Below are 18,620 nucleotides of genomic sequence, written 5' to 3' on the forward strand. Positions count from 1 at the left end.
CACAAATCATGATAATAAAAGAGGTATCACTTATGGAAATGAGACATGTTAAAACATTTTGTGCCATTGTTAAATATGGCAACTTTTCTAAAGCTGCTCATGCATTAGGTTATGTGCAATCTACTGTAACAGCTCATATTAAATCATTAGAGAGCGATTTAAACATTCCTCTATTCGATCGATTAGGAAAAAAAATACTTCTTACAAAAGCAGGTCATCAATTTCATCCGTACGCATTAGAATTACTTACTATTTATGATAAAGCGCAAGAAATCCCTCAAAACAGTGACCATTTAGAAGGAACATTAACTATTACATCTAATGAATCATTGGCAGTGTATCGATTACCACAATTATTACGTACTTACAAACAGGAAAATCCGAAAGTAAATATCGTACTTGAGACAAATACCAATGGGCAAGCATTGAAAAAACTACATGAAGGAGAAACCGATGTTATCTTCATAATTGGAGAAAGTATAGAGCATAATGATTTTATTACGTGTAATTTATGTAATGAAACATTTGGATGGATTTTCCCTGCTCATTTCCCTTCAAACACTGATCCACTCCTTTTATTACAAAATACTCAATTTATATTTACTGAACAAAGCTGCGGCTATAGACCGATGGTAGATCGTTTTTTACGTCAAAGCGGGAATATTCCCGCTAAAACATTCGAAACTTCCAATGTTGAAGTCATTAAACAATCTGTGATGTGTGAGTTAGGAATTTCAATTCTCCCTTACATCGTTGTACAAGAAAGTTGTCAAAAAGAGCAACTCTGTTTTCAGCCCATCGAAACTCCAGCAGTCATTCAAAGCCACGTAATCTATCATAAATCTAGATGGATATCACCAGTTTTACAATCGTTTCTTACATTGTTAGAGAGAATAGAATAGAAAAGTAAGCGAGTAATTACAAAAATGAGTAACTGCTCTAAAAAGCAATTACTCATTTTTATTAAAACATTTGTGTTCATAACAATACAGGTGTTTCAAAATCAATATGTACCTTATTTATTAGTTTGTCCCCCACCTGCAATTAATTTACTACCTGAATATGTACCTTTTTGTATAAAAACTTGATTAATTAATTCTTTTTGCTCCTTTTCTGACATTACTCCTTTCCCTTCTCCTAAATTCCCACTTTGTAATTTCCAAATCTTGTTGTGGTCCACATCAACCTTTTCATATTTTCCTTGTTTCCATCGTTCTAAAATATCCACATATGTACTTTTTTGTGCAACATCATTACTATTTATAATTTCAAGTAAACTTTCAATACGTTCTTGTGTAATAAAGATATATCCCCATTTTTGATCTGCTTTCGCTTTTTGATGTGCCATTTCATGTAATGCTGTCTGTATGTTCTCATCTGTCCATTTGAAATTTTTATTAAAACCACTATTCGGCAATGAATAATTCCCATTTTCTAACATCTTTGCATCTTCGGCTTTTACATTACTATCAGCTAGCACTTCTACTGCCGGAGCGGCTGGTGATTCCTTTTTCGCAGCTGGTTTACTATTATTCAGATAATACAGCATACCATACGTTACACCTACCCCGATTACCGCCATACCAGCTATAATTCCTATGATTTTAAATAATGTTTTCATCTTGCTTGTTTCCTCCCAAATATCTCTGTTCTTACTACCTCATTATTTCTTATATAAAACAGTTCCTTCATTCAAAATAGTTCATCCCACCCCCTATCATATTATTTATATATATTTCCTTATATTGTATTTCTTTTTTTGTGAAATTGAAAGATTATTCTGTTAAAAAATAAAGATATTCTACAAAATTTCCCTTTATATTTATATGGAAACAAAAAAACAACGAGCGCCTTCTAAAACACTCGTTGTTTTTACTTTATGCTCGATTCTCTTTTAACCACTCCGTAATAGCATCTAACCTCGAAACATCAAAACGTCTTTCTTCACACACGTTTAAGCTGTTTAAACTTTTCACAATTTCTAATTCATTCGACTTTATACTTTTTGCTTCAATCAATTTACAGTACCCGTCTGTGACGTTATTTAAATTTTCATAATAACGCTGAAATGCTTTAGATATATGTAAATGTTTTTCAAAGTTTCTTCTTTTTTTCGTCCCATCAGACTCTTTCCGTTTTCTAAGCTCTTCATCACTTGTATATAAATAAAAATATTGATCTGGAAAACCAATTTCTTCGTTAATTATCTTTTCTTTATAAAAGTTTTCTATTAAAGATAACGGCTGATTAAATATATCAAAATGGAAACACCAATTATAACTAAGTGGCTGATAAATATCACCATCGAGTATTACTAACTCATATTGCTGCGACTTCTGCATTGCTATATTCCAGCGCTCTACTTGTTTTTCAAAATACCATGTTCTATGTTCATTTTTTGGTCTTTCAAATAATAGATTAACTTCAGGTATAATAAATGCACCGTAATTTTTTTCTAATTCACGACATGTTGTACTTTTACCAACAGCGCTCGCTCCCTCAAACGCTATAATCCCCATAGTTTCTCCCACTTTCATTAACTTAAATCTCTTTGCTTCGCATTTTTCCCCCATAACTGTCTCCATAAAACAATTGAAGCGATAGAAAGCATTATTGTTGTAATGATACTACCTTCAATACCAAATGAGCCTCCATAAAGCACTTCTGACCCATTTGTTACAGGTTTAAATAGCGGCGTTGAATATATCGTCATGCCACTAACTGCAAAACCATAGACGTTATATTGCGCCCAATTCCAAATGGAATGCCACGCGCATATCCCCCAAAGACTACTGTCTTTTAAAACGTAAAATGCTGCAAATACACCAACTAATATTATATTCGATATTGAAAGAATTGTAATACCAGGATTAAGTAAATGAAGAAAACCGAATAAAAAGGACGTCACTATAATCCCAACCCATATACGACTTCTAACAGAAATAACTGGAAACAACCAGCCTCTTACAATAATTTCTTCCGTTGCACCTTGTATTAAAAAAGCAATTAAAGATCCTACAATACCAAATATGGCGGTTGCCGTAATTTGTTGCATTTGTAGTTTTACAATCCCTGTTAATACAAGTACAATTACTGGTATTGAAATGAAGACAAATCCTATTAACGCACCTCTCAAATACTTTCTCATCCATTGCACTTTCCAAAAACCAATGGATGAAAATGACCTTTTTTCTACAAACCTAATCCATAAAAAAATAAAGAATATAGCCCCACCAAACGTTAATATCATCTCAATATTATTATAAATTGCCTTTACAAATGATGTATCCGCTTTCGGTAAAAACAGCATAAATAACATAAAAAATTCACCTAAAGTTAAAAATACAATAGCTAGTATTACAGCTAAAATAGGCTGAACTTTTCTTCTTCCTTCTTTCGCAGCTTCGATTATTTTAAATTGAGTATTTCGCAATATTCTCTCCTCCTAAACAAATAAATCACAACTGTTCTTAAATATATATATCCTTTCCCTTATACATACTTATTAATTAAAATGTTCTCATTTTAGCATAAATCCAAATTAGGCATAATATATAAATAAAAGAGATGTCTTTGTGCCTTTTGCTATAAAACCCCCTATTTTTTCTTGATTTTCCCAACACTTGCTATTTCCCACCATTTGTTGTAAGATAGTAATTAAGGTCAATTTAGCACTATATTTTCTTTGCATATTATCAAGTATCAATCAGGAATGTTTTATACTCCTTATGGATTTTTGATAATATGTGAACTTTTATTTCCAATCGAATAAGGCCGATCATATTGTAATCTTTTTAAATTTTAGGAGGCATTACCATGACATTAACAGGTAAAGTAAAATGGTTTAACAGCGAAAAAGGTTTCGGTTTCATCGAAGTTGCAGACGGTAGCGACGTATTCGTTCACTTCTCAGCTATCACTGGCGACGGCTTCAAATCTCTTGACGAAGGTCAAGAAGTTAGCTTCGAAGTTGAAGACGGTAACCGTGGACCTCAAGCTAAAAACGTTGTAAAGCTATAATTCAATCAATAAAAAGGTTGTTACCAGCTCGGTTAACAACCTTTTTAATATATAACTAAAAATTTTTACATAAAAGGAGTGGTTACATGTATCGCAATCGAAAGAACGATGTAGCAGAAGTACCACCAGAACAAACCCCTGTTTGGGAATGTGAATCAGAGGATTGTTTAGGATGGATGAGAAAGAACTTTTCATTTGAAGAAGAGCCTAAATGCCCTTTATGTAAAAGTAGTATGAAAAGCGGAGAACGTTTATTACCTAAAATAGGTTGATTTTTACAAGCCCCTCTTATTTTAAATAAGAGGGGCTTTTTTATTAATAATGAATATCCTCTACATCTGTTCGTACAATAGAATACATTAATGCATCGTGTTGTTTATTTCCTTGATGAATGTATCCACGTAACAGCCCTTCTTGTTGAAAACCTAATTTAGATAACATATTACACGAAGTTATATTTTCAGGATATGTAATAGCTCCAATTCTAAATAAGCCTAAATCTCGAAATCCATAAGTAATAATTTCTCGAGCAGCTTCAGAAGCATAACCATTCCCCCAATAACGAGGATGCAAATCATATCCAATCTCTGAGCGTTTACTCCAAAGTTGTAAATTATTTAATCCAATTGTTCCTACTAAATTATTTGTGTCTTTTAATACAATCCCCCAACGCATTGCCTTTTTCTCAAAGTAATTTTTTGAAAAAGATTCAATCATACGTGAAGCTTGTCCAAACTCAGTAAAAGAATTCATACCGTAATAACACGTTACCTCATCTAATGAGAATATTTCATATATTTTTTGACAATAAGATTGTTCTATTTCAACTAAGCGCAAGCGTTCTGTTTCTAACATAGGAAATACCATAGGATCACTCCTTTCTCTCTACTCATTTATTATAGCAGAAAAAGTATTTATAATTAGGAAAGTCCTTAATGTCCCACAAATCAAATATTTCTAGCGATGTTTATCCTATTAATAATATATAACTTCGTTCTATTTATTAATTCCCCTCTAAAAACCACCCCTAATTTATACCCTCTCATGTTAAAATATAGAAAAACAGTAAATATTTCTTACGGAGGTGCTTAAACTTTATGTATATTTTCATTGGCTTATCCCTCTTGCTCATTTTACTCATTTTTTTATTCGCAAAAAAATTCACACCAAACTCATTTATGATGACAAGTTTTAAAGGAAATAGCTTTAAGACATTTTCAGTTGGTATATTAATCGCTGCTACACTCTCTCTTTCATACGGAATGTATCACGCAGCAACATATCAACCTAGATATTTAGATATTAAATTGCAAAATCAAAATTTCACTGTTTTTGGTAATGTTGGTGAGTTTGGTTATTTCTCAGAAGAATTACTAAAAAAAGATGCAGAAGTTGAACTGTATTTTGTCTCTTGGGAAACAATACAATTAAATAATCCAGAAATAATAGTAGACTACCCTTCAGGCAAACAGGAAACATGGAAGCCTAATATAACATTAATTCCTACAAATAAATTAAAAGAAAAACATGGTATTAAAGAACTTTATCGGCTCTCACCGTATTCCTTTGAAGAATCTGGAAAAATAACATTAACTATTAAAGAGAATAAAGCCAATCATAAAAAGATTGCAATTAATGTGAAATAATTACAAATAAAATGTCCCTCCATTATGTTGGAGGGACATTTTATTTACATATGTATTCAATATTATTATTTTGACTGTTCATTCAATGTCGTAATTATTTCATTGGCAGTATTCTTTCCATTTCCAATACAAGCACCAATTCCTACACCGTAATATGAAGCACCAGCTAAGTATACATTAGGATAAAGCACGGCCAATTTTTCTTGTAATGATTGAACAGCTTGATTATGTTCTAAATGATATTTCGGCATTAAATCTTTCCAATTTGTAACTTCAATTACTTCCGGTTCACCTTTAATTCCGAGGCTCTTTTCAATATCATATAAAGCAACTCGTACTAATTCTTCTTCACTATAACTTTTGATCGTTTCATATACTGGATTAGTGCTCTTATAAAACATTCTTACTAATAGCTTTTGTTTACCAGATGTATGTTTCCACTTCCTGCTTGTCCATGTGCAAGCATCACAATGTAAATCACTGTTTTCCGTTACGATAAAACCTGTGCCGTCAGCCGGTAGTTGTTCATCTAGTATGTCAAAACCTAAGTAAATACTTATAAGCGATGAATTTTTAAATTTATTAAAATGCTCATTTAACTCATTAGACTGTAATAACGTTTGTGCGATATCATGTGGAGCTGCTAAAACGACATAATCAGCTTGTATTGTCTCATGATTTGCAAAAGAAACCTCATACCGATCCCCTTTTTTACTTATCACTGTTGTTACAGCACCTTTATTAATGACAGTCTCCGTCAGCACTTCTTCTAAGCGATTAATAATCGTAGATAGTCCACTTTTAAATGATACAAACTTTTTATTTCCTGCTGACTGAAATTGTTTTTTATTCTCTTCAAAACCTTTAATAATACTTCCATATTTATTTTTATACTCAAGTAAATATGGTAACGTAGATGCCATTGTAAGCTCATTCAATTTACCAGAGTATACACCTGAAAGCACAGGTGCAATTTGTCTTTCCACTAACTCTTTCCCTAAAAAGCTTTCTAAAAATAGAGCAAGTGATGTATCCTTTGTAAACTCCTTATTTTTCGTAATAAAATCTTTTAAAGCAACGATTTTCCCTTTTTTTGAGACTAGCGTACTGCTAAATAATGATTCAACACTCATAGGAATCCCAAATATAGTGTCAGCAGGAATTGGATGTAATATGTTATCAGAGTATATGTAAGAAATACCTGTTTCGTTATATACCATTTCATTTTCTAAATTTAAATCTTTTACAAGCGGCAAAACATCTTCATTACGAGCTACAATAGAATCTGCTCCAGATTCCATAATAAAATCATTTTCTTCCACACTGTGGATTTTACCACCTAAATACTCTTCTTTCTCAATAAGGATTAAATTTAAATCTATATTATAATCCTTATTTAATTTTTCTAAATAAAACATAGTAGAAAGTCCAGTAATACCTCCACCGATGACAACGATTGTTTTCATATTTGCTGCGCCCCTAACCGATACAATTAATAATTCCTTTATTATTATAACCAAAAATTATCATAGTCGACTAGCGACTTGCGCATTCTGTAAGAAATTAGACAATATATATGAATAAAAAAGAACTATAACATATTCAACTCACGTCATAGTTCTTTCTATTTTAAAAACATAAACCAGTTTATTAATTTGTCAATTTCTTGGCTGAGTGCTATTACTTTTTCATGTTGAAGTCCATAATTTGAGACTAGATTCAATAATTCTTCTTTTTTCAATTCAATTATTTTTTCTAACTTCACTAATTCCATGTCGTCTTTATTCGCTCCAATTTCAAAATATATGTATTTTAGTATAGCCTACTTACATAATAAGTAAAAGTAAAATACGCATGTAAAATCTTACAAATATAAAAATAATATACTATCAACAAAAAATTTGAAATTTAGCCCCTTTATACAGATCATTGACTTCATTACGTATTAATAACAAATCGGAATTTTTCTAATGTTATATCTTTATATTCCGGAGTTCTCTTTATATGATCAAAATAACTATATGAAAATTTGAACACATGTCCAAAATCCCAATCAAATTCACTATAGTCTTTTAGCCAAAATTGATTTTCCATTGGTAATACGTTAGCACGTTTAGATTCAATTAAAGGTAAATGATCTATAGGTGAATGTATATTTATTTCAGTATTCAGCATGAGCTTTTTACTAGCACGCAGTACGTATACTAGTTTTAAAAGTGGACGTATTCCTCTTTGAAATATATCTTTATATCCTAAATCATACATTATATTAATTGCGTGGGAAAAAGTAAGCATATGGCCAATTAAATCATGATGTGATTCTGCTCTATAAATAATCTTAAACTCCGATAGTTCATTTAAAATAAACTTAGATAATTGTTTTGAATTTCTTAATTCACTTTGTATCTCATCTTTTATACTTAATCGTTTTACTTCCTTCGTCGTAAAACCAATCCACGATCTACCGGGAATTGTTTTTTGAAATGATAATATAAGGTCCGTTATCCCTTCTATTGCTTGACTATCGCCCCATTTTTGTAGTTCTTTCATAGCTAATAAACTTAATGCCGCATAAATAACATTATGCCCCACCCAATGAAGTTCATCAATTGTATTTTCCAATGATTTTATTATCATTTTTTCGGCACTTTGAAAATCAATTTCTTCTTTACTATCGATGATTTCATCTAAGTTTTGCTTGTTCAGCATCATTTTTGTATGGGAATGCATATTACGAGCTATCTCTTTTTCAAGATTATTATCTTTCATGAAAAAATAACTAGCAATTGCAGCTGCCCCGTAATGTGCATGCCAAATATCATTTGTTTGTTTTTTGCATTGAGAAATAATTGAAAGGCCGCCTTTTAAAACACTTCTATCTTCCATTTTCTATCCCCCATTATAAAGCTCACTTTATACTCATCCTAAAGATGGCGTTAATACAAATAAAATGTGATTCGATTCATCACTTTTATTCAAAAATCGATGCTTCATGTTTGGTGGGATACGTACAACATCACCTTCTTCTAAAAAATATTCTTGTCCTTCTAATTCCACATACACTTCCCCTTTCATGACAACCGCAATCTCTTCCTTATCTTCATGTGAATAATGACTTTCCGTTGTGTTTGCTTTTTTATTTAAATCCATCATCAACATTTCAATACGCGCTTTCATAAAATCCGGTGTTAATACATCATATACAATGTGATTATTATTTTCCCGATATACTTTTTTTCGATCTTTTTTCTTAGAAATGAGTGAATCTGTATCAATCTCATTAATAAAAAGTGTAAATAGCGGTACATTTAATGCTTTCGCAATTAATTCCAATACATTTAAAGAAGGGTTCGCATATCCTCGTTCAATTTGACTAATTAGTGAAGTACTAATCCCTGCATAATCAGCAAATTCACGAATTGTCATCTTATTTTTCTTACGATAACTTAATACAGTTTGTCCGAGTCTATCATGTATCATTGTAAAAACTTCCTTTCGTCCATCATATTGCATGTTTCGTTGCCTTTGTGCTGACATACTAAACAAAGGAAACTAATCCTTTCCTATCGTCTCAGGGTCTTATATACTTACCTTTGTACATTATATCTCATTAAGTTTATTATAATAAACATTCTATCGGAGGGACAGAGTTTGAAATCACCTATTCTTTCATATTTCATCTTATTTTTCGGTGTATTCGCCTTATCAACTTCAGCAATTTTTGTAAAATTGGCAGATGCTCCTGCAGCAATCATTGCTTTTTATCGATTATTATTTGCTACAGTAATTCTGTTACCGTTATTACTATTTAATAAAAGGAATCGAAACGAACTAAAAACATTATCGAAAAAACAATGGGGATTCGGATTTCTATCCGGGCTATTTTTAGCTGCACATTATGTACTATGGTTTGAATCCTTACAATATACTTCCGTAGCAAGTTCTACAGTTATCGTAACGTTACAACCTTTATTTTCAATGATTGGTGGTTACTTTTTATTTAAAGAGAGATTTACGAAAGGAGCGGTTATCGGTTGCCTCATTGCCATTTCAGGAAGTATCGTCATTGGTTGGCAAGATTTCCAAATTAGTGGCGACGCTTTATACGGAGATATTTTAGCATTTATGGCGGCCGGAATTGTTACAGCTTACTTTTTCATTAGTCAACACATTCGTAAAGATTTATCCCTTATACCATATTCGATAATTAGTTATGGAAGTAGTGCATGCTTTCTCGGTATATTTGCTTGTATGCAGCAACAATCTTTCATTCATTATGCTACACAAACTTGGTTGTCCTTTATTGGATTAGCTTTCATTGCAACGATTTTAGGACAAACGATATTCAATTGGTTATTAAAATGGATGAGTGCTACTGTTATTTCGATGAGTATTTTAGGTGAAACAATTGGTACTTGTATTCTAGCCTATTTTATTTTGAGTGAAATCATTACTTTACAACAAGCACTAGGAATTTCAATTATTTTCATTGGATTAGCATTATTTTTATTACAACCGAAACTACCGAATCGCAAATAACAATTAAAAAAGCATGACATTAATTTGTCATGCTTTTACATATTAATTATGTACAATTAAACCATCAGGTCTAAAACGACTCATCATAATTTCATTTATAAACTTTCCGTGAGCCTTCAAATTCCCTACCTTTACCCCTTCTACTACAAACCCGAATTTTTCATATAGATCTTTTGCTTTCGGATTCGTTTCTAAAACACCAAGTTCTACTCTCTCTAACATTAACCAATTATCAGCTAAATCAAGCATTTTTGTAAGAAGTGCTTTTCCAATTCCTTTATTGTGATACTCACTATCTACTCCGATGAATAAATCACCCGAGTGAGATCTTCGCCCTGGACTTTGGGTTAAACCGACAAATCCAACAACTTCTCCATCATATTCTGCTACAAATTCAAATTGATTCTGTGCTAAATTTCGAATTCTATTCTCCATTGCATCTACACGCATACTAGGTAAGAAAACCATATAAGGTAAAACATCATCTTGTATGCATATACGATGAATTGCTCTAGCATCTTGTATTTCTACTGCTCTAACGTTAATCTCCATCTTTCTCCCCTCCATTCAAATATTCATATTCTAATATCCCATATTAAAATCCTGCCAACCCTTATTTCTTTGTGTTATTTTTATATAATTATTTCGATATAATATTCGCTTTTTGAACATCATCTCTTAATTCCCTCTCGTTCAAAATGAAAAAATCACTTAGAATATGCTAAGTGATTTTTTATTTAATTTTTCACCCTATTATACAACTCAAGCAGTTCTTCTACTGAAATACCATTTATTTTCATACCGGTAATATCACAATTTTCTATTTCAATATTTTTCAGATTACTACTACGTATTGTAGTACTTTCCAAATCACATCTATCAAATGAAATAGGATCTTTATCCTCTCTAAGGCTTGTATCTCTAAATTGAACTCCACCTAAAGTCACAAAATTAAATTTACTGCCAGAAATATTTAAATCTGCATATGAGGACCTTCTAAAATTTATATTTCTAAACTTTGATTGACTTACATTACAATTACTCATATTCATATGCATTATATTACTACCAACAAATGCACCATTTTTTAAATTTACTTGATAATATTCTGTATTAACCAAATTACAGTTTTCGTATTGACCATTTTTCATATCTTTATTTTTAATTAGGTTCTCTCCAACTGCATCTACATTTTTTCTTTTTACATAGCAATACTCATCTTCAGATTTAAAAATTATTTCATAGCCCATTTTTTTATAAAAATGATGATTACTAATTTGTCTACTAGATGTTTCAAGATCCCAAATCCTTATGTTCGGAAATTTTTCTTCTATTAACTTAATAACCCGCGATCCAATTCCTTTTCCTTGAAGAAAAGGCTCTACAAAAATACGATCAATCCTTCCGTACGATTTACCAGAGATCGTAACTATAATTCCCCCGATTACTTTTTCATCCATTATCACTTTGTAAGTATCCAATTCTTCAATTGAATATTTCATCATTTCAACTGAAGAATATCCTGGCGGTTGAATGTTATAATCAATTACATCACCTTGGCCGTATAACCATCGCTTTGCTTCTTCATCAAATGTTCTTTTCATTATTTCTGTTAACTTTTCAGCATCTAAAATTGTAGCTTTTTCTATAGATATTATTGTCATTTTTGTTTTCCCCTTCATTGTTATAAACCGATAACTTTTGTGAACGATATAGTTATTAATTTACTTTTGTCTTTAATATTTTTCCCATTATTACATATGGGGCATCACTTTTACTTGGGTGAAATGGCTCTAATACATCCACCCAATCCAATCTTTTATATAAAGAACGCGCTTTTTCATTGTTTATTTGTGTTGTTAAAATACTCGTTCTATTTGAAATCCCTTCTAATAATTCATTATGTAATTTCATTCCAAGACCTTCATTTCGATATTGTGGGTGAACTGCTAACTCTACAAATTCAAAACAATCTTGTAACCATTCGTCTGCTTGTTCTAGATTTAACGCTTCTCTCATTAATTGATTATAGTACTGCCCTTCTAATGAGCGATAACCATAAGTAAAACCAACTACCTCATTTTCATCATTTATTGCTACTATACCTTTAAAATCTGCATATTCTATATGTCTTTTTATTCTCTCAATCATTTCAGTAAAAATTGTTTTTTCAAATGCTTTACAATACAATTTTGCCATATTATTAATTAGGATTTCATCTTTTTCAATACGTATGAATTTCACTTTACCTTCCCTCTATTAAAACATTTGAACCCTTAAATAATTATAAAATAAAGAAATTTAGAACTAATCACTCTATTTACTATTAAACTACAAATCAACCTATATTTTCCACTGTTACTTAGTATGAATGAATAAAAAGAAGAGAACATGTAATATACATATGTTCTCTTCTTTTTATTTTAACGCTTATTCATTTTCAATTTTATATAATTAAAAATTAGATATTACTTAAGCCACTCGTTACAAGTATTAGCTAGCTCCTGTAAATCCTCTATAAATCGACTCGCATGATATCCATCACAAACCGCATGATGTACTTGCAATGAAACAGGTAGCATAACCCTGCTTCCATCATTGAAATATTTCCCACAAGTAATAATTGGTAATAAAAAATCACCATCATTATTAATATTTAAATTAAATCCTGTAAAACTAGTCCAAGGTATACCAGAAATCGGAAAAATATTTGGCGGAATATTTTCTTTCGTGAAGAAACCATGAACATTAGCATAACATCTCATATCCTCTTCATAGTTTTTATAGAAAATGTGGAAATCGCTAGAATAATCCGTCCATATACTTGAAAAAGATTTATCATCTTTATGAAAGATTGTATAACTAGGTATCATTTCCTCCCAATACCCTAAAACTCCTTCATCATTAAAACATGTTCGAAATTCTGTATGTTTATTTATCACTCTAGAAATTACATAAATAAAAGTCGGATAAAATTTAATTTCCTTTTGATGTATTTCCTCTAGCATCATCGTAATATCAACATTCGCTGTCATACTAAACGAACACTTTAATTTTAAATAATGTTCAAAATACTGCTCTCTATTCCAATTTTCTCTGTCAATTACATGAAACTTCATTTTAATAGCCTCCTAAAATTTTATTTTTATTTTAGAAGGCTAACTTTCTTGTTTTCACCACACTTGTTTACTCCTTACAGTTTAAATTTAATACTAAGCTTTTTATTTAACTATATAACATCTGCAGAAATTTGTTCACATATTTCTGGAAATCCATCCACATACTATTAATAAAGTGAAACTTTAATCAGTGGGGGGCACTTCATCCCCCACTGATTATTAGTTGAACCAATCGGGCTTTTACGGGCAGTTGATCCCCCACCTAACTTCTTTGTTTTCGCCGAATTTTGAGGTGGAGGTCTTACTGCCCGTTAATGCGGGATAAATCAAATGACGTTTGGAGGATTCAAACATGAATGACAAAAATGTAAATAAAAAAGAAAATGTTATCGAAAACACTACATCTATTCAAAATAATAATACTGCAAATCTTAATATCGAAGAACAAGCAATGAACGGCTTATATGGAATGCCCGAAACAACCATTGAAGATGCTGATCACGTTGTAACTGATGATTTGACTTCAAAAAATTAATGAACTACATAGAAAAGAGCCAAGGAAAATATCCTTGGCTCTTCTCTATTATATATCCAATTTTTTTACTTCTTCTCTCTTTTTAGAAAGTTTCCCTGGCCAAAAAGCAAAGCGGCCTAAAACGACTGTGATTGCTGGTACAAGTAATGGTCTTACAATAAATGTATCTAGCAATACACCGATTGCTGTCACAATACCGAATTGAACTAAAACTTGAATTGGCAATGTACCTAATACTGCAAATGTTCCTGCTAAAATTAAACCTGCGGATGTAATTACACTACCTGTTTGTATAACACCATTTTTAACTGATTCTAAATGATTTTGTTTCTTTTTATTCTTCCATATTTCAGAAACCATAAAGATATTATAATCCTCTCCTAAAGCAACTAAAAATACGAATGCATATAACGGTATCGCACCTTGTATCGCGGGAGCTCCCATACCGAAATGCAGTAAAATCCAGCCTGCTCCTAATGCAGAGAAGAAAGATAAAACGACAGTTACAATTAAGTAAATCATCGCAACGATTGAACGTAAATACACGAGTAAAAGTAAAGCGATGATACTAATCATAACCGGAATAATAACCGCTTCATCCCGTTCAGTAATTTGCTTTGTATCATATAAGGAAGCTGTTTCTCCGCCAATCCATAAATGATTCTCAGCTTTACTAATTCCTTCATCTTTTAATACCTTTTCTACACTATTTTTCAATTCAGGGATTTGATCTAACGCTTCAATTGAGTATGGGTTTTCCGCTAAAGAAACTTCATACATTTGCAATTGATTATTTTCTTTTCCCTTCATTGGCTCTTTCACTTTATTAACAAAAGATAATTTCTCTATTTCTTGTTTAATAGGTAAATCTTTTCCGTTTGAATCAACTACAATCTTTACCGGTGCTAATTCTCCAGCTGAAAAATGATCAGTAATTAATGTAAACCCTTCACGTGATGGCATATCTTTCGGGAATGATTCTAATAAATCGTACGTGTATTGAATACGTGGTACAAATGAAGCCAATCCTCCTAATAAAAATACAGTTAGCATAATAATTGTCCACGGTTTACGTACAACAATATCCCCAAGTTTTTTACTAAAGAACCCTTTAGTATTTTTTACTTTTACTACTTTCTTTTTCTTTCTTGCAAACTCTTCATTCATTTCAGCTGTTCTCGGTATGAACGGGAAAAATGCAACTCTACCGAAAATTAATAATAATGCTGGAAGAATCGTTAAAGCAGCGATTCCCATAATGAAAACAGCCACACTAAATGGAACTGCGAATCGATGAAAAGCTCCATAATGAGCAAGTAATAACGTTCCTAACCCTAGTACTACAGTAAGTGCACTCATTATAATTGCTCCACCTGATGCTTTTATCGCAAGTTGCAATGCTTTATACTTACTTTCTTCTTCTAGCAAGTACTCTTTATATCTTGAAATAAGAAATAAACAATAGTCTGTTCCTGCTCCAAACAGTAAGACAGTCATAATCGATATAGCCTGTGCATCTACTTTAATCCATCCATTGTCTGCTAAAAAGCCCAGTGTCGGACTGATAATTCCGTATGCAAAACCAACAACGAGTAAAGGTAAAATTGCTAAAATTGGTGAACGGTACAGTAAAATTAATAAAACCAATACTAGTAGTACAGTAGCAACTAATAATTTCACATCAGCTTGACTAAATAAACTTACCGCATCCGTTTGAATACCTACAGGTCCAGATAATCGAACATGTAAACCAGAGTCGGTAATTTTTTGTTTGAATGGATCTTCATCCACTTTACTATTCACTATTTTTCGTAACTCTTCTAAATTACCTTTTAATATATCCGTTCCAGCAGATTTATTAAAAAATATTGGTGTGACAAATGATGTACCATCTTTTGATGCACTTTTTGATAATACTTGCTCTGGAATTGTATCAAATGGTGGTAACAATGATTGTTCTTTTAAAGGGTCCGTTTTTAACTCTTTATAAACGTCCTGTATTAATTTGTAGTCTTTTGACTCTAATCCACCATCCCGATGCCATACAACTAACAACGGGTTTCCTGTATTATTAGGAAATTCTTTTTTCATAAGTGCTTCAGCTTGCTGTGACATAGCTGTTTCAGGTAAATTTTTCGGATTCGGTTCTTTCGTACTGTTTACTTGTGGTAACGTAAATGAAAGTACTAATGTAATAAGAATCCATACCGATAAAGTTATCCATTGCGTATTCTTCCCTGCTACAAGCCTCCCTAACATATGTAACGGGTGCTTTTTCATAAAACCCCACCTTCCTTTTTTCCTCCAATATTAATTATATATACTGGTCGGTTAATTAATCAAGAATGATTAAAAAATTATGTTATAATTATCTCAATAATAAATGTCAGGAGCGAATGTATTTGGATCAAAAACAACGTCCTCTCGGAAGGCCTCGTCAAAATAAAAATACAAAGTCTACAAAAGAAATCATTTTAGAAGTTGCAACTAGGTTATTTCTCACTCAAAATTATCAAGTTGTTTCAATGGATGAGGTCGCGAAAGAATGTGGAGTTACAAAAGCAACTGTCTACTATTACTATTCAACAAAAGCTGATCTATTTACCGCTACTATGATTCAAATGATGGTGCGCATAAGAGAAAATATGGATCAAATACTCTCTACGAATAGAACCTTAGAAGAAAGATTATTGAACTTTGCTACAGTATACTTACACGCAACGATGGATATTGATATGAATAATTTTATGAAAGATGCAAAACTCTCTTTATCTGAAGAGCAATTAAAGGAATTAAAAAATGCCGAGGATAACATGTATGAAGTGTTGGAAAAAGCGCTAGATAACGCAATTCTCCTTGGAGAAATTCCTAAAGGAAATCCTAAATTTGCTGCCCATGCTTTCGTCGCTTTATTATCAATCGGGAATTTTAAAGATGAGAATCACAATCCTACTCTTGCAAATATAGATGAATTAGCAAAAGAAATCGTTTCGTTTTATTGGAATGGGTTAAGTCATCAAAATTAAATTGATTATATTTAATAAAGAGCACATTTGAAATTCCTTCAAACATGCTCTTTATTAATTTAAGGGTTTTATTTATATACTAGCAATTAGATTATACTTTAGCACCGATTAACCAAAAACTCTTATCTATAGCTCTTGAATTTGTGCATTTATATTCCCCTTACTTAATCCACCATGGTAACAAACTACAGAATCAATTTCTAGATTTAAATACTTCTTCAAAGAATTTTGCGCTTCTTTTATATCCAAAGTAGTTGGGGCATGAATTCCCCCTAAAATTCCGTTTACGCTATACATTGAATCCCCAGCGATAAGAGTTTTACTTTGTCTCAAATATAAACTAATATGACCAGGAGTGTGCCCTGGGGTATGAATAATAAGAATACCACCGCAATATGGAAGTTCTTGGCCGTCAACCAAAGTATCATCCACTTTTCCTTTTGGTGGATTCTCTACATTTCCATCTTTCAATAAAGGTAAATCCCCTTCAATATATGGCTTATCTAGCTCGTGAGCATAGACTTTTATATTACTTCCACAGTTTTGTAATAGTTCAGGAAGACTACCTATATGATCTATATCTTGATGCGTCAAAATCACGGCTTTTAGTTTATCAAACGATACTCCAACCTTACCCATTTCTACTCGTATATCTTCAATTTGTCCAGGAAATCCAGTATCTATTAAAACTGCCATTTCATCATCCCATAAAAGAATTGGGTGAATAATAAATTCTTGAAATTCAAGGTGTAGCATTTCTACTCCTTTAGCAATCTCCATACAGCAATTCTCCTTTATAATGAAGTTTGAAAATATGTACGAGTACACCGAAAATATAAAGCCCCGCTATCTTATAATATGTTTTGTCATTCCAATAGAGAATGCCTTAAACCCTATAGATTCATAGTAAGATTGCAGATTTTCTACACACATAAGTTGGGGAATAACTTTGTTTTGTTCACAGTGCTGGATTAATCGTCCCACTATTTCTTTTCCAATGCCCATGGACTGATATTCTGGCAATACACATACACCGCAAATAATACCCGTTATTACACCATCTGATATTACTCGTCCCATCCCAATTAATTGTTGCTCCTTAAAAGCATATATCACATACCAACTTTGTTTACACATTTGCTCTAACTCGTTAACCGATAATTTAAGAGAATTCCATCCTAAAGATTCATACATAGTTAATAATTCATTGAAATCTTTAGGGGGTTCAATCGTGTAATTTAAAATAGTTTTCATGTAAATACTCCCTATCATCCTTTTTGTTTTATTCCAAAAAAATTTTGACCGTCGTTAAACTGACTAGAACAATACTTCAATAAGAAAAAATGAAACTCCTTCTCTTTAAAAACATAAGGAACTTAATAAGATTGGTACCATATATATTTCTCTATTTAATATTTGTTTAATATATCAACTAATGGTGAGTATAAAATATATACATTTCAACCATCACCAAATACTGAATCTAAATTACAATTATAAGAAAAAGAAGGTATCTCATCTTTGTGAGATACCTTCTTTTATATCAATCTATCATTATATTATCAACCGAAAATCATACAGCTACATACGATAAGAACAAACAAAACTAATAAACTATTTGAGAAATAACCCATAGAATACTACCCCTTTATTTCATTATGTAAAAGATTTTACCATAAAATTATTTACAGCATAATATCTGAAAAAGACATTAGCTTCATTAGTTTTTTATATA

Annotated in this window: 22 protein-coding genes; 7 read left to right on the forward strand and 15 right to left on the reverse strand. The window is 31.6% G+C overall.

Annotation, left to right across the window (positions count from 1 at the left end):
* Positions 1-32 precede the first annotated feature (32 nt).
* Positions 33-902, forward strand: a complete 870-nt coding sequence (locus AC1DKZ_RS22870) for a LysR family transcriptional regulator (protein ID WP_002085642.1) — start codon at positions 33-35, stop codon at positions 900-902.
* A 113-nt stretch (positions 903-1,015) separates the two neighbouring features.
* Here AC1DKZ_RS22870 and AC1DKZ_RS22875 read toward each other — a convergent pair whose 3' ends face one another.
* From AC1DKZ_RS22875 to AC1DKZ_RS22885, 3 genes are all read right to left on the reverse strand, one after another.
* On the reverse strand, positions 1,016-1,621 hold the full coding sequence (locus tag AC1DKZ_RS22875; protein WP_219302247.1) for a PRK06770 family protein: 606 nt from the start codon (positions 1,619-1,621) through the stop codon (positions 1,016-1,018).
* 256 nt (positions 1,622-1,877) lie between these two features.
* Positions 1,878-2,519: a nucleoside/nucleotide kinase family protein gene (locus AC1DKZ_RS22880; protein WP_431183071.1), complete on the reverse strand. Its 642-nt coding sequence runs from the start codon at positions 2,517-2,519 to the stop codon at positions 1,878-1,880.
* A gap of 17 nt (positions 2,520-2,536) precedes the next feature.
* A complete protein-coding gene (locus AC1DKZ_RS22885; protein ID WP_431183062.1) occupies positions 2,537-3,433 on the reverse strand; it encodes a CPBP family intramembrane glutamic endopeptidase in 897 nt (298 codons plus the stop codon).
* A gap of 383 nt (positions 3,434-3,816) precedes the next feature.
* Between AC1DKZ_RS22885 and cspD the strand changes: the two genes are divergently transcribed.
* Positions 3,817-4,020, forward strand: coding sequence for a cold-shock protein CspD (gene cspD, locus AC1DKZ_RS22890; protein WP_002012849.1), 204 nt, complete (start codon positions 3,817-3,819; stop codon positions 4,018-4,020).
* Positions 4,021-4,106: 86 nt separating this feature from the next.
* Positions 4,107-4,292, forward strand: coding sequence for a cold-shock protein (locus AC1DKZ_RS22895; RefSeq protein ID WP_000286202.1), 186 nt, complete (start codon positions 4,107-4,109; stop codon positions 4,290-4,292).
* 43 nt (positions 4,293-4,335) lie between these two features.
* Here AC1DKZ_RS22895 and AC1DKZ_RS22900 read toward each other — a convergent pair whose 3' ends face one another.
* On the reverse strand, positions 4,336-4,887 hold the full coding sequence (locus AC1DKZ_RS22900; protein ID WP_002031946.1) for a GNAT family N-acetyltransferase: 552 nt from the start codon (positions 4,885-4,887) through the stop codon (positions 4,336-4,338).
* 230 nt (positions 4,888-5,117) lie between these two features.
* Here AC1DKZ_RS22900 and AC1DKZ_RS22905 point away from each other — a divergent pair, with 230 nt between their 5' ends.
* Complete coding sequence (locus AC1DKZ_RS22905) at positions 5,118-5,666, forward strand: hypothetical protein (protein WP_476997105.1); 549 nt, start codon at positions 5,118-5,120, stop codon at positions 5,664-5,666.
* Between the two features lie 65 nt (positions 5,667-5,731).
* Here AC1DKZ_RS22905 and AC1DKZ_RS22910 read toward each other — a convergent pair whose 3' ends face one another.
* The 4 genes from AC1DKZ_RS22910 to AC1DKZ_RS22925 form a co-directional block, all read right to left on the reverse strand.
* Positions 5,732-7,132, reverse strand: coding sequence for a protoporphyrinogen oxidase (locus AC1DKZ_RS22910; RefSeq protein ID WP_476997106.1), 1,401 nt, complete (start codon positions 7,130-7,132; stop codon positions 5,732-5,734).
* Positions 7,133-7,290: 158 nt separating this feature from the next.
* Positions 7,291-7,440, reverse strand: coding sequence for an aspartyl-phosphate phosphatase Spo0E family protein (locus AC1DKZ_RS22915; protein ID WP_002012842.1), 150 nt, complete (start codon positions 7,438-7,440; stop codon positions 7,291-7,293).
* A 164-nt stretch (positions 7,441-7,604) separates the two neighbouring features.
* A complete protein-coding gene (locus AC1DKZ_RS22920) occupies positions 7,605-8,552 on the reverse strand; it encodes a hypothetical protein (protein ID WP_476997107.1) in 948 nt (315 codons plus the stop codon).
* Between the two features lie 33 nt (positions 8,553-8,585).
* On the reverse strand, positions 8,586-9,146 hold the full coding sequence (locus AC1DKZ_RS22925; RefSeq protein WP_033708329.1) for a helix-turn-helix domain-containing protein: 561 nt from the start codon (positions 9,144-9,146) through the stop codon (positions 8,586-8,588).
* A 171-nt stretch (positions 9,147-9,317) separates the two neighbouring features.
* Here AC1DKZ_RS22925 and AC1DKZ_RS22930 point away from each other — a divergent pair, with 171 nt between their 5' ends.
* The gene (locus AC1DKZ_RS22930; RefSeq protein ID WP_476997108.1) at positions 9,318-10,205 is read left to right on the forward strand and encodes a DMT family transporter; all 888 of its coding nucleotides are present in this window, start codon (positions 9,318-9,320) and stop codon (positions 10,203-10,205) included.
* Positions 10,206-10,247: 42 nt separating this feature from the next.
* Here the strand turns inward: AC1DKZ_RS22930 and AC1DKZ_RS22935 are convergent, their stop codons facing one another.
* The 4 genes from AC1DKZ_RS22935 to catA form a co-directional block, all read right to left on the reverse strand.
* On the reverse strand, positions 10,248-10,757 hold the full coding sequence (locus AC1DKZ_RS22935; RefSeq protein WP_002085659.1) for a GNAT family N-acetyltransferase: 510 nt from the start codon (positions 10,755-10,757) through the stop codon (positions 10,248-10,250).
* 185 nt (positions 10,758-10,942) lie between these two features.
* A complete protein-coding gene (locus AC1DKZ_RS22940; protein WP_476997109.1) occupies positions 10,943-11,887 on the reverse strand; it encodes a GNAT family N-acetyltransferase in 945 nt (314 codons plus the stop codon).
* A 37-nt stretch (positions 11,888-11,924) separates the two neighbouring features.
* Positions 11,925-12,449, reverse strand: a complete 525-nt coding sequence (locus AC1DKZ_RS22945) for a GNAT family N-acetyltransferase (protein ID WP_476997110.1) — start codon at positions 12,447-12,449, stop codon at positions 11,925-11,927.
* A gap of 224 nt (positions 12,450-12,673) precedes the next feature.
* Positions 12,674-13,324 carry a type A chloramphenicol O-acetyltransferase gene (catA, locus tag AC1DKZ_RS22950; RefSeq protein WP_002085665.1) on the reverse strand — a complete coding sequence of 217 codons (651 nt, stop codon included), beginning with the start codon at positions 13,322-13,324 and terminating at the stop codon, positions 12,674-12,676.
* Between the two features lie 352 nt (positions 13,325-13,676).
* Here catA and AC1DKZ_RS22955 point away from each other — a divergent pair, with 352 nt between their 5' ends.
* On the forward strand, positions 13,677-13,859 hold the full coding sequence (locus AC1DKZ_RS22955) for a DUF4021 domain-containing protein (RefSeq protein WP_002012828.1): 183 nt from the start codon (positions 13,677-13,679) through the stop codon (positions 13,857-13,859).
* Positions 13,860-13,907: 48 nt separating this feature from the next.
* On the opposite strand, the gene AC1DKZ_RS22960 is transcribed toward AC1DKZ_RS22955, so the two are convergent.
* On the reverse strand, positions 13,908-16,139 hold the full coding sequence (locus tag AC1DKZ_RS22960; protein WP_476997111.1) for an MMPL family transporter: 2,232 nt from the start codon (positions 16,137-16,139) through the stop codon (positions 13,908-13,910).
* 122 nt (positions 16,140-16,261) lie between these two features.
* On the opposite strand from AC1DKZ_RS22960, the gene AC1DKZ_RS22965 reads away from it, so the two are divergent.
* Positions 16,262-16,885 (forward strand): TetR/AcrR family transcriptional regulator, encoded by a 624-nt coding sequence (locus tag AC1DKZ_RS22965; RefSeq protein WP_476997112.1) that lies wholly within the window; start codon positions 16,262-16,264, stop codon positions 16,883-16,885.
* A 126-nt stretch (positions 16,886-17,011) separates the two neighbouring features.
* On the opposite strand, the gene AC1DKZ_RS22970 is transcribed toward AC1DKZ_RS22965, so the two are convergent.
* Positions 17,012-17,665: an MBL fold metallo-hydrolase gene (locus AC1DKZ_RS22970; RefSeq protein WP_476997113.1), complete on the reverse strand. Its 654-nt coding sequence runs from the start codon at positions 17,663-17,665 to the stop codon at positions 17,012-17,014.
* Positions 17,666-17,731: 66 nt separating this feature from the next.
* Entirely contained in the window at positions 17,732-18,139 is a 408-nt protein-coding gene (locus tag AC1DKZ_RS22975; protein WP_113936542.1) for a GNAT family N-acetyltransferase, read from the reverse strand.
* Positions 18,140-18,620: the final 481 nt, after the last annotated feature.

This window comes from Bacillus sp. 05T21 (assembly GCF_056396785.1).